Annotated in this window: 25 protein-coding genes; 12 read left to right on the top strand and 13 right to left on the bottom strand. The window is 37.3% G+C overall.

Annotated features, from left to right (window positions below; all coding sequences use genetic code 11):
• Window positions 1-33: 33 nt before the first annotated feature.
• On the top strand, window positions 34-969 hold the full coding sequence (hemH, locus tag AAIB49_RS11500; RefSeq protein WP_186869344.1) for a ferrochelatase: 936 nt from the start codon (window positions 34-36) through the stop codon (window positions 967-969).
• Window positions 969-2,372, top strand: a complete 1,404-nt coding sequence (hemY, locus tag AAIB49_RS11495; RefSeq protein ID WP_186869345.1) for a protoporphyrinogen oxidase — start codon at window positions 969-971, stop codon at window positions 2,370-2,372. Before hemH ends, hemY begins: the two co-directional genes overlap by 1 nt.
• Window positions 2,373-2,455: 83 nt before the next feature.
• On the opposite strand, the gene pepF is transcribed toward hemY, so the two are convergent.
• Together pepF and yhfH are read right to left on the bottom strand one after the other, a co-directional pair.
• Entirely contained in the window at window positions 2,456-4,270 is a 1,815-nt protein-coding gene (gene pepF / locus AAIB49_RS11490; protein WP_343458115.1) for an oligoendopeptidase F, read from the bottom strand.
• 456 nt (window positions 4,271-4,726) lie between these two features.
• Window positions 4,727-4,855 (bottom strand): protein YhfH, encoded by a 129-nt coding sequence (gene yhfH, locus AAIB49_RS11485; protein WP_186869347.1) that lies wholly within the window; start codon window positions 4,853-4,855, stop codon window positions 4,727-4,729.
• Window positions 4,856-4,956: 101 nt separating this feature from the next.
• Between yhfH and AAIB49_RS11480 the strand changes: the two genes are divergently transcribed.
• The 3 genes from AAIB49_RS11480 (at window position 4,957) to AAIB49_RS11470 (ending at window position 9,075) form a co-directional block, all read left to right on the top strand.
• A complete protein-coding gene (locus tag AAIB49_RS11480; RefSeq protein ID WP_343458114.1) occupies window positions 4,957-5,688 on the top strand; it encodes an MBL fold metallo-hydrolase in 732 nt (243 codons plus the stop codon).
• 79 nt (window positions 5,689-5,767) lie between these two features.
• Window positions 5,768-6,763 (top strand): lipoate--protein ligase, encoded by a 996-nt coding sequence (gene lplA / locus AAIB49_RS11475; RefSeq protein ID WP_343458113.1) that lies wholly within the window; start codon window positions 5,768-5,770, stop codon window positions 6,761-6,763.
• Window positions 6,764-6,873: 110 nt separating this feature from the next.
• Window positions 6,874-9,075, top strand: coding sequence for a YhgE/Pip family protein (locus AAIB49_RS11470; protein ID WP_343458112.1), 2,202 nt, complete (start codon window positions 6,874-6,876; stop codon window positions 9,073-9,075).
• Between the two features lie 143 nt (window positions 9,076-9,218).
• Here the strand turns inward: AAIB49_RS11470 and pssA are convergent, their stop codons facing one another.
• From pssA to AAIB49_RS11455, 3 genes are read right to left on the bottom strand one after another with little or no spacing between them, the layout of a single operon-like run.
• The gene (gene pssA / locus AAIB49_RS11465) at window positions 9,219-9,755 is read right to left on the bottom strand and encodes a CDP-diacylglycerol--serine O-phosphatidyltransferase (RefSeq protein ID WP_186869413.1); all 537 of its coding nucleotides are present in this window, start codon (window positions 9,753-9,755) and stop codon (window positions 9,219-9,221) included.
• 42 nt (window positions 9,756-9,797) lie between these two features.
• Complete coding sequence (locus AAIB49_RS11460) at window positions 9,798-10,580, bottom strand: phosphatidylserine decarboxylase (protein WP_339215941.1); 783 nt, start codon at window positions 10,578-10,580, stop codon at window positions 9,798-9,800.
• An 11-nt stretch (window positions 10,581-10,591) separates the two neighbouring features.
• Window positions 10,592-11,206, bottom strand: coding sequence for a DedA family protein (locus AAIB49_RS11455; protein ID WP_339215939.1), 615 nt, complete (start codon window positions 11,204-11,206; stop codon window positions 10,592-10,594).
• Window positions 11,207-11,441: 235 nt separating this feature from the next.
• Here AAIB49_RS11455 and AAIB49_RS11450 point away from each other — a divergent pair, with 235 nt between their 5' ends.
• Together AAIB49_RS11450 and AAIB49_RS11445 are read left to right on the top strand one after the other, a co-directional pair.
• A complete protein-coding gene (locus AAIB49_RS11450; RefSeq protein ID WP_339215938.1) occupies window positions 11,442-11,594 on the top strand; it encodes a hypothetical protein in 153 nt (50 codons plus the stop codon).
• A 120-nt stretch (window positions 11,595-11,714) separates the two neighbouring features.
• Window positions 11,715-12,236 (top strand): competence protein ComK, encoded by a 522-nt coding sequence (locus AAIB49_RS11445; RefSeq protein ID WP_339215936.1) that lies wholly within the window; start codon window positions 11,715-11,717, stop codon window positions 12,234-12,236.
• On the opposite strand, the gene AAIB49_RS11440 is transcribed toward AAIB49_RS11445, so the two are convergent.
• The gene (locus AAIB49_RS11440) at window positions 12,184-12,573 is read right to left on the bottom strand and encodes a YhjD family protein (RefSeq protein ID WP_339215934.1); all 390 of its coding nucleotides are present in this window, start codon (window positions 12,571-12,573) and stop codon (window positions 12,184-12,186) included. The two genes, AAIB49_RS11445 and AAIB49_RS11440, sit on opposite strands and share 53 nt — an antisense overlap.
• A 225-nt stretch (window positions 12,574-12,798) precedes the next feature.
• Here AAIB49_RS11440 and AAIB49_RS11435 point away from each other — a divergent pair, with 225 nt between their 5' ends.
• From AAIB49_RS11435 to addA, 3 genes are all read left to right on the top strand, one after another.
• A complete protein-coding gene (locus AAIB49_RS11435) occupies window positions 12,799-13,458 on the top strand; it encodes a TVP38/TMEM64 family protein (protein WP_343458111.1) in 660 nt (219 codons plus the stop codon).
• Between the two features lie 79 nt (window positions 13,459-13,537).
• Complete coding sequence (gene addB, locus AAIB49_RS11430; protein ID WP_343458110.1) at window positions 13,538-17,038, top strand: helicase-exonuclease AddAB subunit AddB; 3,501 nt, start codon at window positions 13,538-13,540, stop codon at window positions 17,036-17,038.
• The gene (gene addA, locus AAIB49_RS11425) at window positions 17,031-20,771 is read left to right on the top strand and encodes a helicase-exonuclease AddAB subunit AddA (RefSeq protein ID WP_343458109.1); all 3,741 of its coding nucleotides are present in this window, start codon (window positions 17,031-17,033) and stop codon (window positions 20,769-20,771) included. Before addB ends, addA begins: the two co-directional genes overlap by 8 nt.
• Before the next feature lie 90 nt (window positions 20,772-20,861).
• Here the strand turns inward: addA and AAIB49_RS11420 are convergent, their stop codons facing one another.
• From AAIB49_RS11420 to AAIB49_RS11390, 7 genes are all read right to left on the bottom strand, one after another.
• Entirely contained in the window at window positions 20,862-21,080 is a 219-nt protein-coding gene (locus tag AAIB49_RS11420; protein ID WP_343458108.1) for a spore germination protein, read from the bottom strand.
• A 78-nt stretch (window positions 21,081-21,158) separates the two neighbouring features.
• Entirely contained in the window at window positions 21,159-21,527 is a 369-nt protein-coding gene (locus tag AAIB49_RS11415) for a spore germination protein GerPE (RefSeq protein ID WP_343458107.1), read from the bottom strand.
• 9 nt (window positions 21,528-21,536) lie between these two features.
• On the bottom strand, window positions 21,537-21,713 hold the full coding sequence (locus AAIB49_RS11410) for a spore gernimation protein GerPD (protein ID WP_343458106.1): 177 nt from the start codon (window positions 21,711-21,713) through the stop codon (window positions 21,537-21,539).
• On the bottom strand, window positions 21,710-22,309 hold the full coding sequence (gene gerPC, locus AAIB49_RS11405) for a spore germination protein GerPC (RefSeq protein ID WP_343458105.1): 600 nt from the start codon (window positions 22,307-22,309) through the stop codon (window positions 21,710-21,712). Before gerPC ends, AAIB49_RS11410 begins: the two co-directional genes overlap by 4 nt.
• 91 nt (window positions 22,310-22,400) lie before the next feature.
• The gene (locus AAIB49_RS11400; protein ID WP_339215920.1) at window positions 22,401-22,616 is read right to left on the bottom strand and encodes a spore germination protein GerPB; all 216 of its coding nucleotides are present in this window, start codon (window positions 22,614-22,616) and stop codon (window positions 22,401-22,403) included.
• Window positions 22,617-22,635: 19 nt separating this feature from the next.
• Complete coding sequence (locus AAIB49_RS11395; protein WP_186869363.1) at window positions 22,636-22,848, bottom strand: spore germination protein; 213 nt, start codon at window positions 22,846-22,848, stop codon at window positions 22,636-22,638.
• A gap of 296 nt (window positions 22,849-23,144) precedes the next feature.
• Window positions 23,145-24,341, bottom strand: coding sequence for an ornithine--oxo-acid transaminase (locus AAIB49_RS11390; protein WP_343458104.1), 1,197 nt, complete (start codon window positions 24,339-24,341; stop codon window positions 23,145-23,147).
• 211 nt (window positions 24,342-24,552) lie between these two features.
• Here AAIB49_RS11390 and AAIB49_RS11385 point away from each other — a divergent pair, with 211 nt between their 5' ends.
• Both AAIB49_RS11385 and AAIB49_RS11380 read left to right on the top strand, forming a co-directional pair.
• Window positions 24,553-24,918, top strand: coding sequence for a YisL family protein (locus tag AAIB49_RS11385; protein WP_186869365.1), 366 nt, complete (start codon window positions 24,553-24,555; stop codon window positions 24,916-24,918).
• A 233-nt stretch (window positions 24,919-25,151) separates the two neighbouring features.
• Window positions 25,152-26,651, top strand: coding sequence for an alpha-amylase family glycosyl hydrolase (locus AAIB49_RS11380; protein ID WP_343458103.1), 1,500 nt, complete (start codon window positions 25,152-25,154; stop codon window positions 26,649-26,651).
• Window positions 26,652-26,823 lie beyond the last annotated feature (172 nt).

The following is a 26,823-nucleotide window of genomic DNA, read 5'->3' as shown; positions in this document are numbered from 1 at the left end:
TGAACCAAAACTTTCATGAAGAGGTGTAGGAAAATGGAAAGAAAGAAAATAGGACTTTTAGTAATGGCGTATGGAACTCCATATAAAGAGGAGGATATTGAACCATACTACACGCATATTCGTCATGGTAGAAAGCCTTCTGAAGAAGCGTTACAAGACTTAAAAGATCGTTACAAAGCTATCGGAGGGACTTCTCCATTAGCTAGAATTACAGAGGAACAGACAAAAGCATTAGAAGCTAAACTAAATGAAAGCCAAGACGAGTATGAATTCAAAGCTTACATCGGTTTAAAACATATTACACCATTTATTGAAGATGCTGTTGCTGAAATGGCTAAGGATGGTATTAAAGAAGCAGTATCCATTGTATTAGCACCACATTACTCTACTTTTAGTGTTAAGTCATATAATACACGTGCTAGTGAAGAAGCGGAAAAACATGGTATTTCCATTAAAGCAGTTGAAAGCTGGTATGATGCTCCTGGATTTATTCAATATTGGGCAGAACAGATTAATGGAGAATATGCAAAAATGTCTGATGACGAACGTGAAAAAGCAGTACTTATTGTTTCTGCACATAGCCTTCCAGAGAAAATTCTACAAAACGGTGATCCATACCCAGAACAATTAGCGGAAACAGCGAGATTAATTTCTGAAAAAGCAGGAATCAAAAATTACGAACTTGGATGGCAAAGTGAAGGGAATACACCAGATCCTTGGCTGGGACCAGATGTTCAGGATTTAACAAGAGCACTATATAAAGAGAAAGGCTATCGTGCATTTGTATATGCACCAGTTGGATTTATCGCTGATCACTTAGAAGTTCTTTACGATAATGACTATGAATGTAAAGTAGTATGTGATGAATTAGGAGCAAGCTATTTCCGCCCAGCTATGCCTAATACACATCCTTTATTTATTGAGACGTTAGCAGGTGTTGTACAAGAACGAGTAAAGCGTGATGCGTAATGAATAAGCAAACAATCGTGATAATAGGCGGTGGGATAACAGGGTTATCCGCTGCCTATTATTTACAAAAAGCGATAAGAGAGAAGGATTTACCATATCAGGTTCGATTGGTAGAAGCAAGTAGTCGTGTGGGTGGAAAAATAAACACGTTAAAGCGTGATGGCTTCATCATTGAACGTGGTGCAGATTCTATGATTGCTAGAAAGAAGCCTGGTGTTAAGTTAGTAGAAGAGCTTGGATTAAAAGACGAGATGATCCGAAACGGAACAGGGCAGTCCTATATTCTCGTGCAAGGGAAGCTACATAAAATGCCAAAGGGCGCTTTTATGGGAGTACCGAAGCAAATCGGACCATTTTTACGTTCAGGTCTTGTATCGCCTACTGGAAAGATACGTGCTTTGCTTGATTTGGTAAAGGCTAAAGGGCCAGAACAGCCAGATCAATCACTAGGTTCTTTGCTCAGACGCCGTTTTGGAAATGAGTTAGTTGATAATGAAATTGAACCTTTACTATCAGGCATTTATTCAGGTGATATTGATGAAATGAGCTTAATGGCTACCTTTCCTAACTTTTATCAATTGGAGCAAAAGTATGGTAGTTTAATAAAAGGATTAAAACAAACGGTACCAAATCCACCAAAAACAACTGGCAAAACACCGGGTGCGTTTTTCTCCTTTAAAGATGGGCTGCAAACGATAGTAGATAAATTAGTAGAAAAACTAGATGAAAACACCATTTTACTTGATTCGATTGTGGATCACATTGAGAAAAAGGATACAGGCTATCACGTATTGCTGGACAGTGGGGATGTAATCAAGGCTGTTAGTGTTATTACGACAACGCCACATCAAACATTACCGAAGATGTTTAGCCAATTTAATTTCCTCAAGCCATTTGATGATGTTCCAGCTAGCTCGGTAGCTAACGTAGCAATGGCCTTTGATCAGTCAGCAATTAAGCAGGATATCGATGGTACAGGATTTGTCGTTTCAAGAAATAGTGATTTCCGTATTACCGCGTGTACATGGACACATAAGAAGTGGCCATCCTGTACACCGGAAGGAAAAGCATTGATTCGTTGTTATGTTGGTCGACCACATGATCAAGAAGTTGTAGATTTACCGGACGAGGAATTAGTTCAACTCGTTTTAAACGATTTAAATAAAACGATGAATATTACAGCTGAACCAGAATTTAGTGTGATTTCTAGATGGAAAAATATCATGCCACAATATACTGTTGGTCATATAGAGAGAATTGAAAAGGCCCGTCAAGAGGCAAGTGAACAACTTCCAGGAGTATATTTTGCGGGTAGTTCCTTTGAAGGCGTTGGTATTCCGGATTGTATTGACCAAGCGGAAAAGGCAGTTCATCAAGTAATCGATTTTCTGCAAACTAAATAAAATGGAAAGGGGCACTTGTTATTTTAGCAAGTCCCTTTTGTACAAAAAAATAGCCTACGTTTCTAGTAGGCTATTTTTTACTATTATTCATAACTCTTTTCAAGTTCATCTACTAAGGAACCAACAAAGGCAACTGCTTCACGGATGGCATCTGGCTTAGACATATCGACACCAGCTTTCTTGATTAAATCTAGTGGTTTTAATGTTCCTCCGGCTTTAAGCACTTCTAACCAACTATCCACTGCAGGTTTCCCTTCTTCTTGAATTCGTTTTGCTACTGCAGTAGATACGGTTAATCCCGCAGAATACGTATATGGATATAGCCCCATGTAATAATGAGGTTGACGCATCCAAGTAAGTCCAGCCCCTTCATCCAATGTAACAGCATCACCCCAGAAGTTTTCAAGTGCTTCGTGTTTTTGTTGTGTTAGTACACTTGCAGTTAGCGGAGTGCCTGCCTCTGCTAATGCATATACACGACGTTGGTATTCTCCTTCTAATAAGTGTGTTACAAAGTTATGGTAGTACGTACCTAATAATTGTGTAATAACCCATCGCTTCATACGTTTATCATCTGTAGAGCTCATTAAATGATTAGCTAATAGTAATTCATTAATCGTAGATGGTGCTTCTACAAAGTAAGTAGAGGGTCTAGTATTAAATAAGGATTGGTATTTACCTGCAAGGTAGAAATGTCCTGCATGTCCTAGTTCGTGTGCTAATACGAATGCTCCTCGCATCGTGTCAGTCCAAGTAATCAGGATATAAGGGTGAACACCATATGGACTTGAACAGAACGCCCCTGTTGCCTTGCCAACATTATCAGCTAAGTCTACCCAACGATCGTTAAGACCTTTTTCCATTATTTCTGTATATTCAGGTCCCATCACTTTTAAAGCCTCTAAAATAACTGATTTTGCTTCTTCATACGTTGTTTTTGGATTGAATTCCGGATCAAGTGGTGCTTTTAAATCACTGTATCTCATTTCATCAAGGCCTAGTTTTTCTTTTTTCAATTTAGCATAGCGGCGCATATGTGGCGCTAGCTCTTCTTGGATGACATTTAGCTGATTTTCATACATTTCTTTTGTTACTTGTTGCGGTGAAAGTAGCATGTCTGTTACAGATTCATAATTGCGTAGTCGAGACATGGTTACTTGTTTCGTTATTTCTGTAGCATAGGTTGCTGCAAAGGTATTTTTATATTGATTTAATGTTTTAGTGAAAGAGTCATATGCATCACGACGCAGCTTAGTGCTTGCTTCTAATTCATAGCGGTCTTCATATAATGCTGCAGACATTGGTAATTCATTACCATCTTCGTCTTGGATAGAGTCAAATACCATGTCACTTGCTTTACTACGAGAGTAGATCATATAAGGAGCATCATGTACTTCACCTAGTGCAGCTAATGTTTCTTCAATTTCAGGTGCTAATGTATGTGGTTTGTCTTTTAAAATATCATCCAGCATCTTCTTATAAAGCTGAAGTGCTTGTTCTTCATTCAAAAATTGTTCGATTTGTCCTTCTGGTAAAGCTAGAAGTTCAGATTGTACGAAGGATAATTTTGCTCCGATAGAGGCTCCAGCCGAAGAAACTCTTGCAGAATCACGTTGGTTAGCTGGATCACTCCCATCAGCACTGGACTTCAGGCTAGCATATGTAAATACGCGAACCAAACGCTCACGGTATTTTTCTAGTGTTGTAAGACAGTTTAATAATGTTTTTGCATCATTTCCTAGCTTACCCTTATACTTGGTAACTTCCGTGATATCAGCTTGTACAGCTAGTAGTTCTTTTTCCCAATCCTCAAATGTTGGGAATAAGTCGGTTAAGTTCCATTTTTGCTCCTCAGGTACTTCAGCGCGTAGTAGTCTTTTAGCTTGAGTTGTTGTCATAATACAATCCCCTTCCTTGAAAAATATTTCGGTAGTCTAAATATTATAATACAAAAATTACTAGAAGGATATGATTTAGTTGTAATTTTTTAAAAATTTATTAGGAAATTATGCTCCTAATTTTAGTTGAGGGGAAAACTTAAGGCGATAAGGCATGCTCCAAAGGTGAAAATTTCGGATAGTTAAATAGAATGAGAGAAGGAAGCATCTAGCTTAAATTAATGAATAGAAGTGTTCAATTAATTACGTGGGACAAGAATTTAAGTTAATTAAAGGAATAGAAGAGGTAATCAATGAGAAATCATCTTCTCCTCCCGAGGATTGAGAGAAATTCAACTGGTATAAAGTCATTACCATCTGTCTAAATAAGTAAAAAAATACAGCTATCTATTAATAGCTGTGCAAAAGTTGTTTCCTATCTTTTTTAAGATTACAATTGAGAGGAAAGTAGATAATTTATCGTGCTGGGTGATCGCAATCCTCACAAATGGAGATGTAACAATCTGCCTGTTCGGTTATTTCTAGACCACATTTCTGACACTTTTTCTTTGGTAGGTTTCGGAAAAACTCAAGCACACTGATCAATGAGGGTTCCTCCTTTTCCTTTATTAACTATATTGTATTATAACAGTATTCACAAGGTCAATACTGTGTTACAACAAAATATAATTATGAGGTGATCAAACATGAAGTTAACGGTAATTGGTTATTGGGGTGGGTTCCCTGCTCCTGGTAGTGCAACTTCTTCTTATTTATTAGAAAAAGATGGCTTTTCTTTATTAATTGATGTAGGAAGTGGAGCCTTATCCAGATTACAACAATTTAAACATGTGCTAGATATTGATGCGGTTATACTTTCTCATTATCACCATGATCATGTAGCGGATATAGGGGTGTTACAATATGCTTGGTTAGTACAGTCTTATGTAGTGGGAAACAAGGATATTTTGCCAATATATGCACACATAGAAGATAAAGAAGGCTTTGAAAAACTAACCCATGAGTTTACGGAAGGCATTGCGTATAATCCAACTGAAACATTAACAGTAGGTCCATTCCAGATTGATTTCTTAAAGACAAAGCATCCTGTACCATGTTATGGCATGAGAATTACCGACGGAGAAAAGGTTTTAGTCTATACTGCGGATACTAGCTTCCAGGAGAAATGGATTTCATTTAGTAGGGATGCAGATGTGCTTATTACGGATTGTAATTTTTATGAGGATCAGGACGGGTCACAGGCTGGTCATATGACAAGTAAAGAGGGTGCAACTATCGCGAGGGAAGCTAATGTAAAAGAATTAATATTGAGTCATCTGCCTCAATATGGAAACAGACAAGAATTAGTGGAGCAGGCTAGTAAGGTATTTGCTGGAAGTATTCATCTAGCGGAAGAAGGGCTTGCATGGGGGAAGTAATCACTTTTTATTGCCTTGAAAATCTTTTTTCGATAAACTAATATTTGGAAATGAACTAACTATTTAGGAGGGGTCTACGATGAAGTTTATCGACAATCACGGTATAACCGATCCAATGATTAACTTAGCTATTGAAGAATATATATTGCAAAATTTTGGGGAGAAGGATACATATTTATTATTTTACATTAACAAGCCTTCTATCATTATCGGAAGAAATCAGAACACGATTGAAGAGATTAATACCGATTATGTGGAAGAAAATAATATTAAAGTAGTTCGTCGCCTTTCTGGTGGAGGAGCAGTTTACCATGACGAACAGAACTTGAACTTCAGTTTCATCACCAAGGATGATGGGGAAAGCTTCCATAACTTTGCGAAGTTTTTAAAACCGGTTATTGAAGTGTTGAATGAACTTGGTGTTCCAGCTGAACTACAAGGTAGAAACGATGTAGTCGTTGAGGGACGTAAAATTTCCGGAAATGCGATGTTCTCTACCAGAGGTCGTATGTTTAGCCATGGTACATTGATGCTTGATTCTGAAATAGAAAATGTAGTAAAAGCACTTAAAGTTAAAAAAGAAAAAATCGAATCAAAAGGAATTAAGTCCATTCGCAGTCGTGTTGCAAACATCTCTGAATTCCTTGATGAGAAAATTACAATGGAAGAATTTAAGGAGCGTATTTTAAAACACGTATTCCAAGTGGAAGATGTAAACGATGTTCCTCGTTATGAATTGACCGAGGAGGATTGGGAGAATATCCATCAGATCTCTGAAGAGCGTTATCAGAAATGGGAATGGAACTATGGGAAATCGCCGGCATTCAATGTACAAGCATCTCATAAATTCCCTTCAGGTCTACTAGATGTACGTTTTGATGTGAAAAAAGGAGTTATTGAAAATTGTAAGATTTATGGAGATTTCTTCGGTTTAGGTGAAATTAAAGATCTTGAGGATAAGCTAATTGGTGTTCGTCATGAAAAGCAGGCGATAGAAGAAGCGCTTGAAAATGTTGATGTTGAGCATTATCTTGGTAGAATTACAAAGGAAGATCTCATTAATTTACTGTATTAATTCAGAGACCGGCTCACCTTGCGGGCTGGTTTTTTACGTAATTCTTAGTATTTCTGTTATGAAGTTGCTATAATTCTTATATTACTTCTTTAGAATAGGACGATGAACATATGAAGTCTACTTGGAACATTTTTTGGAATGATATAAAAAATATAGGAACAAATTGGGTGGCAGCGATTTTGATTGGTGGTTTAATATTATTACCTTCTCTATATGCATGGTTTAATATTAGTGCTTCCTTTGACCCATATGGTCATACGGATCAAATTCCGGTTGGTGTAGTGAATTTGGATGAAGGTGCTACTGTACGAGATGAAACAATCCATATTGGGGATGACTTAGTAGAATCTTTAAAAGAAAACAAGTCCCTAGATTGGCATTTTGTTGATAAAGATAAGGCTATGGAGAAGTTAGAGTATGGGGATTATTTTGCAGTAATTGTAATCCCAGAGGACTTTTCTGAAAGCCTTGGTACCGTGATTGAGCCTGAACCGAAAAAGGCTAATGTCGAATACTATGTTAATGAAAAAATTAATGCCATTGCACCAAAAATAACCGAAAAAGGTGCCAGTGTAATCGTACAAGAAATTAGCAGTAATTTTATTTCTACAGTTAATGGGATTATTTTTGAAAAGTTTAATGATCTCGGAATTGAACTGGAAGAAAATTTACCGGATATTGAACGATTTGAGGATTACATTTTTACGCTAGAAGAGAACTTACCTGACATTCACAGAATACTATCTGAAACAATAGATGATTCGGACGCCGCTAAACAATTAATCGATAAAGCCCAGGGGCTTATACCGAAAGTAGAAGAGTCAACAACTAGTGGCTTGGAAACAATTGATCAAACAACGGAATTTCTTCAAGAAGCAGAAGATCGATTAAATGAGGTAGCACCAAAAATAGATGAGGAATTAGAACATATTCAGCAAATGATTACGGATACGAATGAGTTTGTTCGTACATTTGATTCGACTAATCTTGATCTAAACGAAGGAAATCCTTTGGATAGTGATAGGGCGATTGGACAAATTGATGATATGATTCAATCGGTTCAAGCCGTAGAAGAAGCACTACGCGAGCTTCAACAGCAGGGTGATGATAATGGTGACCAACAAGAAGATGAGCAACCAGACGGTGGAAGCAATCAAGAAATAATAGAGCGAGCATTGATTGAACTAGAAAATATGGAACAAAATTTAGTTCAACTTCAGGAGCAAATGCAGGAATCACAATCATTCTTAACTAGTAAGCAGGAAGAAATCGATCGTATTGTCGATACGCTCAAGAATCGTACGGAAACTGTTAATGAGCAGATTGATGAATTCGTGAGCTATTATAAAGAAACAATCGAGCCTACCGTACAGGAAGAAGTATCCCGAGCTAAGCAGACACTTACAGAGGCTAGAGAGATTCTGGTAGAGATTCAAACAACCATTCCTGAAGTGGAACAAATGTTGTCTAGAACAGATGCTAATTTGTCGGAAGGTCAGGATATGTTACATTATGTAAGTAATGAGTTTCCTTATGTCAATGATAAAGTGAAGGAAATCGCTGAACGAATTCGTGACCTTCAAGCTGATACCGATATGGATGACATAATACAACTACTGCAAAATGACCCAGAAGCAGAACGAGGTTTCTTTGCAGAGCCTGTTGTATTAAATGAAAATAAATTATTTCCGATTCCAAATTACGGAACGGGTATGACACCATTTTATACCGTATTATCCATATGGGTAGGTGGCTTGTTACTAATTTCACTGTTGTCGACAGATATTCATCATCATAGAGAAGCGTTTACTGGAAGACAAATTTATTTCGGTAGATTGCTTACATTTATGAGTATTGGATTTTTACAGACGATTATTGTGACGTTGGGAGATAATTTATTACTCAAAGTAACCGTAAGTGAGCCGATTTGGTTTATTCTGTTTGGGCTGTTGTGTAGTGCAGTATTTATCACGATTGTTTATACGCTAGTCTCTGTATTTGGAGATGTTGGAAAGGCTCTGGCTATTGTATTACTTGTTTTACAAATTGCAGGATCAGGTGGAACATACCCAGTAGTACTTTTACCTGAATTTTTCCAGGCAATTAACCCGTTTTTACCATTTACGTATGCTATTGATTTAATGCGTGAAGCGGTGGGGGGAATTGTTTGGAGACGTGCCTTCCATGATATCTTATTCCTGTTATTATTTGGCTGTATCGCTATTGTTTTAGGTGGTTTTCTTAAAGAAACGATTAATAAACATTCGAATAAACTAAAGGAAAAATCTAAGAAATCCGGATTGTTTCATTAGGAGGAGTAGATTAGCTAGACCTTGAGTAATAACTATATAAATTAAGTAAAAAACCCGGACTCATTCAAATTCTAGGGGTAGAATTTGAATGAGTCCGGGTTTATATTTTCTATCGTAAAAACCATTTTAATAAACATCTGTTCTTACATCTTTGGAATACGTACATTACTAACCATTAATATGCTTAAAATCAAGGTTAATAATACAAAGAAATTGGTTGGTAAAACGCCTGCGAAAAAGGAACCTAACACCATTATAATTCCAGCAACCGTAGTAGGAACACCGTAAAATGCCCCGTCAAATTCTTTTACATTAAAGCGTGCAAGGCGAATTGCACCAGTTAGGATATAAAGGGTTACAATTAGCATGCCTAATTCTGGTAATCTCTCCTGGAAGACCATGTAGTATATTAAGACAGCAGGCGCAATGCCAAAGGAGACAAGATCACTGAGGGAATCTAATTGTTTCCCGAATTCCGATTCAATATTAAGTTTCCTCGCAACAATACCGTCAAAACGGTCAAAGAACGCTGCTAATATAATAAAAAACTGACTCAAATGAGTAAATCCTCTAAACACCAGTATCGTAGCTATTATTCCATAACTAATATTAAGTAATGTAAGGCAATTTGCCGTTTGTGATCGTAATTTTAAATTTTCAATTCTTTTGATAAGAAACATAGTAACCTCCATAATGATTTAATTTCCTGTCAACTTCCTAAGTCAGAGAATCCATTCACCAATCGATTCTCCTACCTTCACTTCAGAATCCGTGTGAATCTTAGAGTGAAAGGAGTCGTTTTTCTCTATAAATAATACAACGGTGGAACCGAAGGAAAAATAACCTAATTCTTCTCCTTTTAAACAGGTTTCAGAAGAATGATAGAGTTGAATACTATTAATATTTAATGCACCAACTTTTACTACAGCTACTCTACCAAATCTAGTTGAAAGCTCGGATATTATTCGATAGTTAGTAGAGAGTGGATTATTTCCATATTTCATTCCTAAGTTATTGACAGGGAATGATTTTTCCCCTAAGGCGTACCGTGAAACTAATGTTCCATCCACTGGGTAATGAATACGATGGTAGTGACTAGGGGATAGATATAGTACGTAAAAATAGCCATCTTTATATCTATCGGCCTTTTTTACATCTCCAAAAATTTCACTCGCACTGTATGGTCGATTCTTGATAGAAAAAGTGTAATCCGAGCTTACTCTACCGAAATCACTTATTACCGCATCTACAGGTGAGATTAATGTGTTTGGGGATGGGTCTATTGGTCGTACATTCTCCTTTAAACTACGAGTAAAAAATGAATGCAAGTTTTTATAATGTGAAATAGGGTATTTCATTTCTTGCGTGTCTATTCCATAAATTTTAGAAAATGGACCGATTAATGGTCTGCTTAATGGCGATTTTGTAAATGATTTTAGTACGGTAGAACTTATAGGATTACCTGTTAGTTCTACAAGCGATTTTAAGAGCGTTTTTTTTAACATAATAGATTCCTTTACCTTTTATTAACCATATATGAATTTTTTCTGCGATTATAATAAAAAATACCAATGCCTAGAAGAATTAGAATAACAGTAATTGGAAGTAGGTTCCACATGTGTTTATGAATGAAAACAAATACAACATTCCAATTACTCCCTAGTTGGTTACCTAATACGATAAATGTAGTTACCCAAATAACGGCTCCACTATAAGCAAACAAAGCGAAACGTCTAAATGGAAAGTTGGAGATTCCACCGATATATGCTGCTACATGTCTTACTCCCGGAACGAAATAGCAGATTACTAGGACAAATGATCCGAACCGATTAAATAATCTATTCGTTCGATTAATCATCTTTTCATTGATAAAGAATTTCGAGCCAAATTTTCTTAGGAAGGGTTCTCCCAATTTAATACCAAGAAAATAACTGATGGTAATACCGCACACTGCTCCGGAGAGCGCTGCTATATATGTTAATGCATAGTCCATATTCCCTAATGAGATGACGTATCCAAGATAGGTTAGTAACACCTCATCTGGTACAGGTAGCCCAATAATTCCTAAGGTTAATAGAATGAATATGGCTATGTAGCCATATTGATTAATGAAATCAAGCCAATTTTCCATAAGTATCCCGCTTTCTTTTCTCTCTCTAAAGCATCAAATTTTAAGGTTTATGTATTAATTATACTATATTGGTCAAGTTTATATAAGATGAGTCGATGAATTTATAAAATTTTGTACGGTAGGGAAAGTCTTATATGCATGTTAGAATGCAGCTTTTAAAACGGTTTAAAATGGAATTGTACCGTGTGAGGCGTATAGAAATTATCCATACTAGTAGAAAAAGGAGGACATGACAGTGAAAAAGAGAAAGAAAAGTCCAGAGTTAGAGACTTTTACATTATTAAATCCTAATTTCTTGTTACCTGCAGAGGAAAGCCACGTGGAAACAAATCAAGAAAAATCATTCTCAGATGGAAATATTTCTGAAAGTCTTCCAAATGAGGAATAAAAAGTGACTAATATTGTATTTTGTTGAAACTTGTCGCTAGTATGTTTCAATTTATTAAAAAATCTGTTAAATTAAATGTAGCCTCACCCTTTCATCTAAATATGAAAGGATGATTAAATAATGAATATGGAAGAATTGTATTCCCCATTACATGAAATTACTCCATTAACCTTAGCGGTTGTTGCTAAGCAGGATGAAGCTGGAAATGTTCGTACCTATGTTCTTGAGGAAGAAACGGAATATACGGTGAAACAATCCCCAAGTAAGCTTATCGATTATGCTTGCCGATTCTTTGGCTCAAGTCTCAAAGGCAGACAGGATGGAACTAGAGATATTTGTGGTATAACACATAAAGCGCCAATTTCAATCGATCCTTCTAGCGGCATGTACTTCTTTCCTACGACATCACCCACCAATGCAAAATGCTCGTGGATTGCCCATTCCCATATTGATTATGTAACACGTACAAGGGATAAAACTGATATCGTGTTTAAAAATGGGAAAAAACTGAGTCTTGATGCTTCTTATGGCTCCGTCATGAATCAAATTCATCGTACGGCACAATTTCGGTATCAATTAGACAACCGAATCAAGCATTTGCAGCTGCATAAGACTGGCCCTCGGCCAAAGCCTTCAACATAATGTCCTGTACAATTTCCTCAACTTTTTTTCGTATAGCCGGGTTAAAGTAATTTCGCTTTTCTTCTTTTCCTCTACATAAAAAGAGATAGGAGGAAAAAGAGTCATTTTTATTAATTAGCATTACTTGGAGCTTTTTCGCTTCCATTTTTCTCCGTAATTGTCTACGTTCGTCAAGTGCATTTGCATTCATCTTTTCTAAGAGCTGTATATATGGTTCTTTTATTTTGAAGGCACCCTTTTGGATGTGCTGAATATCCTGCTGAATTACGACAATTGCCATCGAAAGAAAAAGAAAGCGTGAAGCGATTTGTAATTCTTCATCTGTTAGATAGCGCATAAATCTCCCTCCGAATAAGAACGTTTGTTCCTATTATACGCCAATGTATTAAAAAAATACACTATAAAGGTTAAAAATTTTAATTGGTAAATATCGGGAAGGGTGAGGCTATACTTATAATGGCGTTAGTTAGAAAGAATCTATCTTTCGTTAAACTTTTCATAAAATGAAATTTACATTACAATAAAGTTGTACATTTAGGTTTTGGATAGGGAGTCTTACTAGATGAATTTATACAGTATCATAAAGGACTGGAAAATCGCTTTACAAAATGACGAATTAGATCAATATATAATGGAACTGCTTCAAAGTTATGAAAGCTTGGGCCCATTACCAGGAATATTGCTTCCATTTATTGAAGCATTTCTTCCTTTTTTGCCTCTAGTAGTTTTTGTAATGGCAAACGCTGCTGCCTATGGATTACTGGAAGGATTTCTTTTATCTTGGGCAGGATCTAGTTTAGGTTCGATTATGTTATTTTTAATCATACGGAAACTCGGTGATAAGAAAATCTTTGTCTCAGTACGTAAAAATAAACAAGTCCAAAAGGTAACAAACTGGTTAGAGAGACACGGATTTGGCCCATTGTTTCTACTAATGTGCTTCCCATTTTCACCATCGTCCGTAATCAATGTTGTTGCAGGGTTATCTAATATTAATGTGTACCAGTTTATATTAGCGGTATTACTTGGTAAATCTGTCATGATATTCTCTATTTCCTATATTGGTTCAAGTATCGTGTCATTTGCCCAAAACCCAATGAAAACCATCATTGTAGGTGCTTGCATTGTTTTATTCTGGATTGTTGGAAAGCTTATTGAGAAGAAGCTACATCAAAAATCGAAGCAAGAAGAGGTAGCCGCCGATTCGGAAGAAGTTAAATAGCAATAAAAAAACAAAACTTCTGTATGGAATAATATAAAGCAGAGGTTTTTTTCATTAGATGTTAAAGGGGGTATTATTTGTGGGACTACGCTTTATATTAGGGAGATCAGGCACGAACAAAAGTGAGATAGCATTTGAAGAAATAAAAGAAAAATCGATCGCTAATCCACAAGGTCCGCCAATATTTTATATTGTTCCGGACCAAATGACCTTTGAGCAGGAGTATGCATTATTCCGAGATGAATCGTTTCAAGGTAGTGCACGTACACAGGTTACAAGCTTTTCTCGATTAGCGTGGCTAATCCTGCAGGAAACAGGGGGAGCAACAAGACAATTCATTAGTTCTGTTGGAATACAGATGATGCTCCGTAAAATTATAGAAGAAAAAGAAGGGGAATGGAACGTATTCCAAAAAGCGGTTGAGAAACAAGGATTTTTAACCCAATTGGAAAAAATGATAACCGAATTTAAACGTTACGAGATTACCCCAGATACATTATTAGCACATAAATATCAAATTAATCAGTATGCTCATAAAGAACCAGGGGAAAGAGCACTGGTAAATAAGCTAGATGATTTGCATTATATTTATAAAGAGTTAGGACAGGCTTTAGCCAATAATTATATTGATAGTGAGGATCAATTAACATTACTGGCGGAAAAAATTAAAGAAGCAAAGAGTTTAGAAGGAGCGGAGATTTATTTTGAAGGGTTTCACCGTTTTACCCCGAAAGAACTAGTCGTCGTAGAAACACTTTTAACGAAATGCGAACAGATAACCGTTGCATTGACTGTTGATGATGCAGAGAATCCTAATATATCTGATATGGATTTGTTTTATCAAACGAAAGAAACGTATCAAGTCTTAAAACAGATGGCGGAAGCGAATCAAATTAAGGTTGAAAATAGTATAATGCTAAATCCGCTAGATGGTATTTTTTATGACAAGCCATATTTTGCACATTTGGAGGCAAACTTTGATGTTCGACCTGCACCAAAGTATGATGGGAAGGCTCCGATTCAAATTGCTGAAGCGGTGCATCCACGTGCTGAAATAGAAGGGGTAGCACAGGAAATATTACGATTAGTGCGTGAGGAAAATTATCGTTATCGTGATATAGCGGTGCTGATCCGCCAAACTGAAACATACCAGGATATCATTGGAACGATTTTTGAAGACTATAATATTCCAGTATTTATTGATGAAAAGCGAAGTATGCTAAATCATGCTTTAATTGAGTTTATTCGTTCTGCACTAGAAGTGGTCGATGCGAATTGGCGTTATGATGCTGTATTTCGCATGCTGAAAACGGGATTTATACCAGCATCAGATGAGGAATATCCGTTAACCAATGATGCGATTGATGAATTAGAGAATTATGTTATTGAATATGGTATCCGTTCGAGAAAGCAGTGGTTAAGTGAAAAGGATTGGATTTTCCAACGATTCCGTGGGTTTAATCGTGTCGCTCAAACAGATGCAGAAATAGAAATGCAAACACGAATTAATCATTATCGAAATCAGGTTGTTCGGGCAATAGGAGCTTTTGATGAGCAAATTCGTAGTGCAACTACGATTCGGGAGCTTTGTTTTATTACCTTTACATTATTAGAAAAAATCGGTGCAACTCAAACGTTAGAGGAAATGCGTCAAATTTATGATGAAAATGGTCAGCTATCCAAAGGTCGTGAACAAGAACAGGTGTGGGACGCCTTCATTCATTTGTTTGATGAAATGGTAGAAATGGCCGGAGATGAGGAGATGACGTTACCGGTATTTCGGACAACGTTGGATGCAGGGTTTGAAACGTTGAAATTCTCCCATGTACCACCAAGCATCGATCATGTAATAGTAGGGACTATTGACCGCTCTCGTATTAGTGGTATAAAGTGTTCATTCCTAGTAGGGGTTAATGATGGCGTTTGGCCACTTAAACCACCAGCTGATGGCATGATAAGTGAAAGTGAGCGAGAATTATTAGCCTTTAATGGAATGAAATTAGCCGATACGAGTAAAAGACAGCTTTTAGATGATTGGTTTTATATGTATCTAGCATTTACAGCTGCTTCAGATTATTTGTGGATAAGCTATCCATTAAGTGACGAACAAGGTAAAACAAAGATGCCATCCCAGCTGATTAAGCGAATAGAGAGTATGTTCCCAGCGTGTAAGGAGCATATCCTACTACAAGATCCTGATGAATTGTTGGAAGCAGATCGATTTATAACAACCCCTGTTAAAACAAGGTCTGCACTTACGGCGCAGCTGGCAAGAAGTAGAAAAGGTTATCCAATCAAACCAGTATGGTGGCATGTCTTAAATTGGTATATGACGAATCATAAAAAATATGATACGACTTATCGTGTTTTACAAAGCTTATACTATGAAAATACGCCAACAGATATGGAAGAAGAGACGGTAAAACAGCTCTATCCGAAGCAATTAACAGCAAGTGTATCTAGGCTAGAAACGTATTTTAATTGCTCTTATAAGCATTTTGCTCAATATAGTCTAGGCTTGAATGAACGGAAAACTTATAAATTGGATGCGCCTGATATCGGGAATCTATTCCATGAAGCGCTGAAGATTATTACGGAATGGATTACAGAAGAAGGCAGAGACTTTGCTCATCTAACGAAAAAGGAAGCTGATGCTTATGCAGAACGAGCAGTAAACAGACTAGCACCAATATTACAGCATCAAATTTTACACAGTACGAATCGATATCAATATATCCAACGTAAGCTTCAACAGACGATTGCTCGAGCAGCATATGTGCTTAGTGAGCAAGCAAGATTAAGTAAGTTTTCACCTGTAGGGTTAGAACTAGGTTTTGGATCAAAAGGGGACAAGCTTAACCCAGTATCGTTACGATTACCAAATGGATATGAAATTAAATTGCGAGGACGTATTGACCGAGTAGATAAGGCGATAGATCAAGAAGATTTATATTTGAGAATTATAGATTATAAATCAAGCAGTCGTGGGCTTGATATGGTCGATGTATATTATGGAATTGCGCTGCAGATGCTGACCTACTTAGATGTTGTATTATCTCAGTCGGAACAATGGCTAGGGAAAAAAGCGACACCTGCTGGGGTATTGTATTTCCATGTTCACAATCCTATGATATCTGGTAATACTAGGATGTCTGATGAGGATTTGGAAGAGGAGATTTTTAAACGATACAAAATGAAGGGACTACTCATTAATAATGACCGTGTAGTGCAAATGATGGATACCTCTATGGAATCTGGTAGTGATATTATTCCAGCTAAACTAAAGAAAGATGGAAGCTTTACGGCAAATTCTAAAGTAGCAGGTCAGGAAACGTTTTCTACTCTGCAGGAACATATTCATCGATTAATGTATAAAGCTGGAATTGATATTACCGGAGGGGCTGTCCACTTAAACCCATATCAACGTAAGCAAAAGGTTGCTTGTACGTATTGTCCTTTCTTATCGGTTTGTCAATTTGATGCTTCATTAGAAACGAATAACTTTAGAAGATTATCTGAATTGAAAGAGGATGAAGTATTAGAAAAACTTAGAAGTGAGGAGGGAGATATCAATGGTTAGTTGGACAAAGGAACAAGAGGCAGCGATCTATACAGAGGGGAATGATGTATTAGTTGCTGCAGCTGCTGGATCTGGAAAAACAGCTGTACTTGTTGAACGGATCATTCAAAAGTTATTGAAAAAGGAAAATCCAGTTGATATTGATTCCCTTCTTGTTGTTACTTTTACGAATGCTGCTGCCCAAGAGATGCGAAATAGGGTTGGACTTGCACTAGAGAAAGCGTTGGAACAGGATCCATCTTCGAATCATTTGAAAAAGCAGTTGTCATTATTACAACGTGCATCCATTTCAACACTACACTCTTTTTGCTTGGATATTGTAAAGCAGTATGCGTATTTAATTGATATCGATCCTAGTTTCCGAATTGCTAATGATATGGAAGCTGATTTAATGCAACAAGATGTTCTGGAGGATTTATTTGAGGATTGGTATGGAAGAGAAGGCGTAGACCAAGAGAAGTTTTTCCAGGTAGTCGAACGATTTTCTGGGGATCGTAATGATGTCGACGTAGAAAAATTAGTACTAGCACTATATAACTTTGCTATACAAAATCCTTGGCCTGAAGCATGGTTAGATAATCTTACAGCAGTGTATGAAGTACCAGAAGACTGGGCTGAGGATGAGCTGCCTTGGCTTGAGATTATAAAGCGAGAAATTCGTGATAAGTTTAGTGGAATGGAACAGGAAATGAATCATGCCCTGAAGCTTACGAGAAAAAGCGATGGGCCTTATCATTACGAGGAAGCGATTCTTGCTGATCTTGACATGCTTCAACATGCTGTAGCTCGGATAGACAACTGGGATGAATTACATGCGTATATGCAAGAAAAGCGCTTCGGCGGGTTAAAAGCGAATCGAAATAAGGATTTTAATGAAGATCTAAAAAATAGTGTTCAAAAGTTACGGAATAGCTATAAAAAACAATGGGAAAAGATGAAAGCCAATTGGTTTAGTAGAAATCTTACCTCCCATGTAAAAGACATGCGGGACTTAGCACCTGTGATCCGAGCTTTGACAGATATCGTGAAGGATTTTATGAATCGATTTGCTGTAGCAAAGCGCGAGAAGGCGGTTGTAGATTTTTCTGATTTAGAACATTTATGCTTACGACTACTAATGGATGAGTCGTCTACAATGGAAGAGCCCAAGCCTTCAAATGTAGCTGTAAACTTACAGAAGCAATTCAGTGAGCTTTTAGTGGATGAATATCAGGATACCAACCTAGTACAAGAGACCATTCTAACGTTAATCAGTGACCAAGTTGGTCCGGGTAATATGTTTATGGTAGGAGATGTGAAACAAAGTATTTACCGATTTAGACATGCGGAGCCATCCCTTTTCATTGAAAAATATAAACGATTCGCTAATGCAGATAACCCTGCTACAAGAATTGATTTAGCTAGTAATTTTAGAAGTCGAGAGCTTGTTTTAATTGGAGCGAATTATATTTTTAGACAAATTCTTGATGAACAGCTTGGTGAAATCAATTATGACGAGGATGCGGAATTAATCTATGCTAATAAAATGTACGATTCTCTACCGATAAGTGAGCCTAATCCGGAACTAATGATCATCGATCGTCAACAGCCTGAAGACAAAAAGGTGATAGAAGATGAGGGAGAAGTAGGGGATGAAAACTATCAAGATCTTGAGTATGCTCAGCTAGAGGCAAGAGCCTACGCGATGAAAATTAAACAATGGATAGGAACTGAAGACAAAGCACCACTACAAGTGGTAGACAAGGCGAGTGAAACATTACGGGATGTTCAATATCGGGATATCGTGATTTTACTCCGCTCCATGACTTGGGCACCAACTATTGTGGATGAATTGAAAAAGCAAGGAATTCCTGTTTATGCGGAGCTATCAACGGGATATTTTGAGGCTATAGAAGTGAAAATTATGTTGAATCTGTTAAAGGTGATTGATAACCCAAGACAGGATATTCCACTTGCGTCGGTGCTGAAATCACCAATACTAGGGTTCAATGAGAATGAACTTGCTAAAATTCGCTTAGCCGACCCACGTAATACGTATTTTGAAGCGGTAGAAAACTATCGTAAGAATCATGATGATGCGATTTCGGCTAAATTGAATCGTTTCATGGAGCTGCTGGAGCGATTCCGTCTTGCAGCAAGGCAAGGAGCCTTGTCAGAATTAATATGGCAAATTTATCGGGAAACAGGCTTTTTCGATTTTGTCGGTGGAATGCCAGGTGGTCGACAACGCCAAGCTAACTTAAGAGCTTTGTATGATAGGGCAAGGGGCTATGAAACGACGTCATTCCGCGGGCTATTCCGATTTCTTCGTTTTATCGAAAGAATGGAAGAAAAAGGGGATGACCTAGGTGCTGCTAGAGCATTAAGTGAGCAAGAAGATGTCGTTCGGATTATGACTATTCATAAAAGCAAAGGGTTGGAGTTCCCAGTCGTGATTGTGGGAGCAATGGATAAGCAATTTAATATGATGGATTTACGTCAGAATTATTTACTTCATAAAGATTTAGGGTTTGCAACGAAATATATTGACCCGGTGAAGCGGATCACGTACCCAACGCTGTTTTATCATGCTATTAAGGAAGAGAAAAGAAGAGAGCTGTTAGCGGAAGAAATGCGTGTGCTTTATGTGGCCTTAACACGAGCAAGAGAAAAGCTTGTCATGGTTGGAAATGTTGCTTCATTGGAAAAGAAACAGGAGAAATGGGAGTCGGTTATCGAGCATTCGGAATGGATATTGCCAGCGCATTTTCGGATTGGTTCTCTCTCCTATTTAGACTGGGTAGGTCCAGCATTAATTCGCCACCATCAAACAGAGGCATTGCGTACAGAAGAAATCCAGGATGTTATATTGGAAGAAATTCGAGTGGATCCTTCTGCGTGGGACATTACCATTATCCATGGTAGTGAATTAACTAATTTAGATGAGGAATCGCTGGAGGACGATTTACAGCTTAAAGAAAAAATAAAAACATGGCAACCAATTGAAATCGTTGAACCAGACTTAGACCGTTTCGTTGTGGAGCGTCTTTCCTATCGATATCCTTATGAGGAAGCAGCCTATTCACGAGCGAAGCAAAGTGTTACAGAAATTAAGCGACAACGTGAAATAAAAGATGAATTTAGTGCCACACAGCTAGTAAGACCGTTTAAAACGCCAATCGCTAAAAAACCAATCTTTATGCAAAAGGAAAAAAAACTATCCGCAGCAGAGAAGGGAACGGTTATGCATACGGTCATGCAACACCTTCCTCTATATAAAAAAATGAGCAAAACGGAAATAAACGAATATGTCGAAGGATTAGTTATTCGAGAGATCTTACGAAGAGAAGAAGCGGATTCTGTTGATATTGATGCAGTAGATAGATTCTTTGACACGGAGATTGCTTACCTTATGATGGAAGCAGATAAGATTTATCGTGAGGTTCCATTTACGATTACACTTCCAGCCAAAGAAGTGTATGCAAGCTGGGAGAGTAATACGAATGAGCAGGTCCTTGTTCAAGGTGTATTTGATGCGGTTGTTCCTACAGAAGGTGGTTGGATTATTTTAGATTATAAGACAGACCATATAACGGAAGAAGTTAATGAGGAGCTGATTTCTATGCTTATCAATCGTTATAAAGTTCAGCTAACACTATATCGCCATGCGTTAGAAACGATTTGGAGAGCACCAGTACAAGAAACCTATCTCTACTTCTTCTCTAAGCAACTATTAGTAAAAGTACCTAAATAAAGATTCGTGTCGCTAAAGGAGTAACATCATCCTGGCGACACGAGCTTTTTTTTACAAGTAGAAAAAGTTACCCGAGCAAGCTGACGTGACTTAGGCATTGGCTGTTAGGTTTTGGTCATTTATATCTGGATCAAAGTGATTGGTCAGATTTCCTCCAGTATTTGTGTTAATAAAGTCTCCAGTGTTGATAGAGCCAGCACCAGTCACCGTTTTAGACGAGCTCTTTGGTGAAAGATAAAAAGAATCACCAAAATTGACAACGCCACCCCCAACACTATTAATTTTAACTGGTCCGACGATTGATGGCATGCAAAACACCTACTAAAATAAGAGTTTACTTTACAGTATGTTGCTTTCTAGGAACCTGTGTGTAAGTTTAGTACTTTTTTAATCTTTTAGTTTGCGAATATGTTTAATTCTAGCCTCTGCATTAATATGCTGTAATCCTCCAATATGCACAGAGGAAGATTCACTCACCCCGGTAATCGAAACGCCACCTATATTAATCTGTCCATTTCGATGATAACGATGCAACACAACAGGTAATTCTTCTTCTATCCAATTCGCTTCTCGTTGGAAAAGTGAGAAGTCTTCAAACTCTAAGTCATAATCATCATTCCAAGCGGTACCTTCACGTTGTACGGCAATACCATTGAAAGTTGGATTAAAATGTACGGTATCCCCAATATTGAAGATAGAACTAAACGCTATAGAATTAACCGCTGTATTTAAAACCTGAACATATCGATGTTGCATATTCTCACCTCAAACAGGGGATAGTGGAACAATCGTACCAACGATATAAGACTCTGGTGGCGTATCATAAAAGGAGGACAATTTAATTGTTTCATTATCACCGATTAAAAATACAGAGGAAGAAGCAACTGCTTCAATTGCAACATCTCCTACTGTTAACCCCCAATTATGCACTTCTATATTCATGTAGACTCTCCTTCTTCATTATCCGTCGTTTCCATAAAGCGTTGTAATGAATGGAAGATTTCTTTTTTTATGTGATCCACGATAAAACTTTCCAATTCTGGTTTGGTGGTGAATTGATGTTTTTCTCTCGCTTCTTTTTCATAGAAGGCGATTCGGTTCGGAATTTGACCTAAAATATCATGAATCATGTCACCTTCTAATTTCTTATCAATCGGTTTATTGTATTTTTGCGACAGGCTACGAATCATTTCTGGCCCTTGTTGATTCACAAAATTATTCAAGGTAGGAATAAGGTTTTTGTTTAGTGTTGATGGTGGATGTTGCTGAACATTGGACATTTGCATAGTTGGAATCCCTAAGTCATCTATGTTAGCTAATTCATTCGGGGAAAGCCCAATGTGCAGTGTTCCGTCTAATCGTTCTATTTTAAGCTGATCAAAATGGTACTCTATTTTATCAACAGTTGGCTTAGAATTTTCTTGAATTTGCTTTTCTAAAATAGCTATTCTTTCTTCAAGTAATCTAATTTGTTCGCTTTGCTTGGATGTAGCTTGCTGTATTTCATAGATGTATTTATTCCAATCATACATATTCATAGTCATTCCCCTTACCTGACAAACTACCTAAGGCTGTTGTTTGTTCTCGTTTTAGGCTAATACCTATGAATATCCTATGCGGTAAGGGGAATTATGTGATAGGATTCAGTGGGCTAAGTTGCACTAGTGGACTAATCGGATCCTGTGCTTCTGCTTCTTCAGCGAATTCAGTAAATCCCCCTGTATTATATAACTCTGATTTCGCTTGTATTGCCCCGGTACTACCTATTTGTAATACGGAGGAGTTTGTAATCGAACCGACTTTTAATAGATTAATATGAATCGATTGATGAACGGTAATGTTCATGGATATTCACTCCAGTATGTTAAGCAGTTGGCTGATCAATAAAATCTTTATCATAGACATAGGTATTGGATTGGCTTAAATTAATTCGTAAGCCATCTCCAGTATTAAAAGATCCTCCACCAGCATAAGTCTTCGCGCTACTTACCGGATTCATCGCATACACGTCCCCAATATTAAAAATACTAGATGACGATACATTGTTTACTTTTACTGCACCTACTTTTGCTGGCATATGAATCCTCCTCTTAGATAGTTTATGTAAAGGAACGGAATTGTTGAAAGAAGGGATTGTCTTAATTTGTAGGTTGTGGCAGTGGAGAATGGTCTGAAACAATGGGAGATCTGAAAGTGTAGCATAATAACTATTATTACACGTAAAACGAGATGGAGCATAAGGCACAAATGGATAAGGTAAAAGAATAACCGAATGAGTAGCACAAGCTTGAAGCACCCCGATTTTTCCGGGGCTAGTATCGTGCATCATTCGGTTATATGTCTAATATTTCGTTATATCCGTGTACGAAATGATTATCCTTTTAATACTTCCTTAATATGTTCCAGCGCCCAATCTAAATCTTCTTTTTCAATAACAAGTGGTGGTGCAAATCGGATTACATTTTCATGTGTTTCTTTACATAGTAAACCTTTAGCTTTTAATGCTTCACAATATGGTCGTGCAGATTCAGTTAGCTCAACACCAATGAACAGACCTTTTCCGCGTACTTCTTTTATTTTTGGATTGTCGATGGTACGTAATTCCTGCATCATATATTCTCCAAGTTCTAAAGAACGCTCTGCTAACTTCTCGTCCTCTAGCACTTCAAGCGAAGCTAAAGATACGGCACAAGCTAATGGATTACCACCAAATGTGGAACCGTGTGAGCCTGGATTAAATACGCCTAAGATGTCACTATTAGCAACAACACATGAAATCGGCATAACGCCTCCACCTAATGCTTTCCCTAGGATAAGCATATCAGGTTCTACCTCTTCCCAATCACATGCGAACATTTTACCTGTACGTGCTAAGCCAGCTTGGATTTCGTCGGCAATATATAGAACATTATTTTCTTTACATACCTCATATGCTTCCTTTAAGAATCCTTCTGGTGGAATAACAATTCCTGCTTCGCCTTGGATAGGTTCAAAGAGAAAACCAGCTGTATTTTCATTAATGGCAGCTTTAAGAGCGTCAATGTCTCCATAAGGAATTAATTTAATACCAGGTAGCATTGGCCCAAAGCCACGCTTATATTCTGCTTCAGATGATAAGGAAACAGCAAGCATGGTACGTCCATGGAAGTTACCTTCACATGCGATGATTTCTGCCTTGTTTTCTTCTACACCTTTTACTTCATATGCCCAACGACGTGCTGCTTTCACAGCAGTTTCAACTGCTTCTGCTCCAGTATTCATCGGAAGTGCCATATTCTTATTGGTTAGCTTGCAAATTTTTTCATACCATGGACCGAGCTGATCATTATGGAACGCTCGAGAAGTAAGGGTTACTCTTCCAGCTTGCTCTACTAAAGCATCAATAATCTTAGGGTGGCGGTGCCCTTGGTTAACAGCAGAGTATGCACTTAGCATATCCATATAACGATTTCCTTCAGGGTCCTCAACCCATACTCCTTCTGCTTTCGCAACAACCACTGGTAGTGGATGGTAGTTCTTAGCGCCATATGTTTCGGTTTGATTAATAATTAATTCACTCGTTTTCGTCATAAAAAAATCGCCTCCTATATTAGCAATGTACCATAATTTAACAAGTTTATAAAATTATATCTACAAGTATAAATATACAATAAAATGAATGATTATATCTACTATTTCTTTTAATAACTTTATAAAAAATATTTCATATAAGCTGAACTTCTTAATATGGTGTGATAAGATATAATTGCGATAGATTTGTTTAAAAATTAGGAGGATAAGAATGAATACACATTTACATGTTACGGCTTGGGTAGTGGCATTCATACTGTTAATTGTAGCAATCGTGTTACATAAAAAAGGTAACGAGAAAGCAGCTAAAATTGTACACATGATTCTTCGTTTAGACTATCTAGTCATTCTTTATTCTGGTGGCGACCTACTCATGAATTACCTGAATGGTAGTCCATTGATGGCTGAAGCAATTGTAAAAGGAATTGCTGGTATCGGGGTAATAGCAGGGATGGAGATGACATTAGGTAAGATTAAAGATGGCGATTCTGCTAAAGTTGGCTGGATTGTACTGCTAGTATCATTTTTAATAACATTAGTCCTAGGATTTTTCCGTTTACCAGGTGGATTTCATTAAAACGGAAAGAGATGTCTCAGGAGACAATGGATCTTCTAAGACATCTTTTTTTGGCAGGTAGGAAAGTATAAAAATCTTTCCCATCAGCATACGAAAGACTAACACTTTCGTTAAAGCGTGAGCGGATGTGTTAGTTTTTCTAATGTCTTTTTTACAACTTAATAGACGATGTTAACGTTATAGTGAACTAGGTCATAATGGATTAGAAAGAAATAATGCTGGAGGAATATAACATGAAAAAAATAGCAAGTATGCTTATAGCAATACTGGTATTGTTCCATACATATCCAGCTGTAAGCTTTGCGGAAGAACATAGCATCCAAGAAGAAATCATTTATGATATTTTAGTAGACCGATTTAATAATGGGAATCAAGCATTTAGTGACCAAGTACGAATTGATGATCCATTAGCATATCACGGTGGAGATATTAAAGGGATCATGATGAAGCTAGATGATATAAAGAAACTAGGATTCACAGCCATCTCGCTATCACCAATTATGGCGAATGCCAAAGATGGCTATCATGGGTATTGGATTGAAGATTTCTATTCCGTAGAACCGCAATTTGGCACAATGGAAGAATTCCAGGCTTTCGTACAAGAGGCACATAATCGTGACATTAAAGTAATGTTAGAATTAGTGATAAATTATGTGGCAAATAGTCACCCAATAGTCACAGATCCAAACAAACAGGATTGGATTGTACAGCAAGCGGATATAGAAACAAGTAAGGAACCTTGGTTAGAAAATGTTGCTGTTTTAAATCAAGATAATCCGGAAGTACAAGCTATGCTAATTGATGTAGCGAAGTTTTGGATGAATGAAGGGAATGTAGATGGGTTCATTTTACATGCTGCAGACCAAGCATCGCCGGAATTTCTTGAAACATTGACAACAGAAATAAAAGCAGAAAACCCTAATATATACATGATTGCCAATGTACTTGGGGAAGACGTTTCTGAAGAACTCACAAATAGTCAAACGATAGACGCAGTAGATAATCCAGCGCTTTCACAAACCATTGCGGATGTGTTTTCTCGTGAGGATAATCCTGTAGAACAAATTTATACGAAGTGGGAAGAAATAGGAAGTAAGAACAGTCTTCTTTATGTAGATAATAAAACACTAAACCGCTTTACCCAGGTTGCTGCTGAAAATAAGCGGAATGATATCAATACATGGAAGCTTGTACTTGCTTCATTATTAACTACTCCGGGCGTACCTATACTATTCCAAGGCTCTGAGGTGCCGATGTATGGTGCGGGGATAGAACAAATCCATAGTTTAGTAAACTTTAATAGTGGAGAACCAGATCTTGAAGAAGTTTATACGAAGGCGCTAGCATTACGAAATTCATTCCCTGCTCTACAGTATGGAGATTTTGAATTGGTTGGTTCGAATGAAGGAATGAGTGTTATGAAGCGCACGTATCAAGATGAAACCATGTATATTGCAATTAACAATGATAGTGTCTCTAGAGCGGTATCCATTACAGATCTTGCTCCTGATTTACAGTTAAGGGGTCTTCTAGGTGATAACCTTGTAAGAGAAATACATGATGGAGAATATAAGCTAGGCTTAGCAAGAGAGACGGCTGATGTCTTTATTGTAGAAGAAAATACAGGCATAAATTGGGGATTTGTTGCTCCTATGATTATCATTCTATTATCATTTGTCGCTGCGGTAATTTATTTAACTAGGAAGCAAAGAAAGCGGGAAGCAACAGAATAAGGTTCAATGAATAGTATTAGACAGCTAGTCTAATACTATTTTTTATTAATGTTTTTGAAAACCCCTTGCTATGCGAGGGGTTCCGGAAAGCTTTCAGCGTGGGACAAAAAAGCCTCACTTCATGGTAAGATAAAGTTGGTTTCCCGACCACTAAATCTCACCGAAGAAGGAG

Origin of the sequence: Ornithinibacillus proteolyticus (assembly GCF_039581225.1) — a bacterium.
Classification (GTDB): Bacteria; Bacillota; Bacilli; order Bacillales; family Amphibacillaceae; genus Ornithinibacillus; species Ornithinibacillus massiliensis.
The sequence above is the reverse complement of the archived record's forward strand: the minus strand, read 5'-3'. Positions and strand labels throughout refer to the sequence as shown.

Coding starts and splice junctions, on each gene's coding strand:
- hemH (WP_186869344.1), top strand. CDS start 34: ATGGAAAGAAAGAAAATAGGACTTTTAGTAATGGCGTATGGAACTCCA.
- hemY (WP_186869345.1), top strand. CDS start 969: ATGAATAAGCAAACAATCGTGATAATAGGCGGTGGGATAACAGGGTTA.
- pepF (WP_343458115.1), bottom strand. CDS start 4,270: ATGACAACAACTCAAGCTAAAAGACTACTACGCGCTGAAGTACCTGAG.
- AAIB49_RS11480 (WP_343458114.1), top strand. CDS start 4,957: ATGAAGTTAACGGTAATTGGTTATTGGGGTGGGTTCCCTGCTCCTGGT.
- lplA (WP_343458113.1), top strand. CDS start 5,768: ATGAAGTTTATCGACAATCACGGTATAACCGATCCAATGATTAACTTA.
- AAIB49_RS11470 (WP_343458112.1), top strand. CDS start 6,874: ATGAAGTCTACTTGGAACATTTTTTGGAATGATATAAAAAATATAGGA.
- pssA (WP_186869413.1), bottom strand. CDS start 9,755: ATGTTTCTTATCAAAAGAATTGAAAATTTAAAATTACGATCACAAACG.
- AAIB49_RS11460 (WP_339215941.1), bottom strand. CDS start 10,580: ATGTTAAAAAAAACGCTCTTAAAATCGCTTGTAGAACTAACAGGTAAT.
- AAIB49_RS11455 (WP_339215939.1), bottom strand. CDS start 11,206: ATGGAAAATTGGCTTGATTTCATTAATCAATATGGCTACATAGCCATA.
- AAIB49_RS11445 (WP_339215936.1), top strand. CDS start 11,715: ATGAATATGGAAGAATTGTATTCCCCATTACATGAAATTACTCCATTA.
- AAIB49_RS11440 (WP_339215934.1), bottom strand. CDS start 12,573: ATGCGCTATCTAACAGATGAAGAATTACAAATCGCTTCACGCTTTCTT.
- AAIB49_RS11435 (WP_343458111.1), top strand. CDS start 12,799: ATGAATTTATACAGTATCATAAAGGACTGGAAAATCGCTTTACAAAAT.
- addA (WP_343458109.1), top strand. CDS start 17,031: ATGGTTAGTTGGACAAAGGAACAAGAGGCAGCGATCTATACAGAGGGG.
- AAIB49_RS11420 (WP_343458108.1), bottom strand. CDS start 21,080: ATGCCATCAATCGTCGGACCAGTTAAAATTAATAGTGTTGGGGGTGGC.
- AAIB49_RS11415 (WP_343458107.1), bottom strand. CDS start 21,527: ATGCAACATCGATATGTTCAGGTTTTAAATACAGCGGTTAATTCTATA.
- AAIB49_RS11410 (WP_343458106.1), bottom strand. CDS start 21,713: ATGAATATAGAAGTGCATAATTGGGGGTTAACAGTAGGAGATGTTGCA.
- gerPC (WP_343458105.1), bottom strand. CDS start 22,309: ATGAATATGTATGATTGGAATAAATACATCTATGAAATACAGCAAGCT.
- AAIB49_RS11400 (WP_339215920.1), bottom strand. CDS start 22,616: ATGAACATTACCGTTCATCAATCGATTCATATTAATCTATTAAAAGTC.
- AAIB49_RS11395 (WP_186869363.1), bottom strand. CDS start 22,848: ATGCCAGCAAAAGTAGGTGCAGTAAAAGTAAACAATGTATCGTCATCT.
- AAIB49_RS11390 (WP_343458104.1), bottom strand. CDS start 24,341: ATGACGAAAACGAGTGAATTAATTATTAATCAAACCGAAACATATGGC.
- AAIB49_RS11385 (WP_186869365.1), top strand. CDS start 24,553: ATGAATACACATTTACATGTTACGGCTTGGGTAGTGGCATTCATACTG.
- AAIB49_RS11380 (WP_343458103.1), top strand. CDS start 25,152: ATGAAAAAAATAGCAAGTATGCTTATAGCAATACTGGTATTGTTCCAT.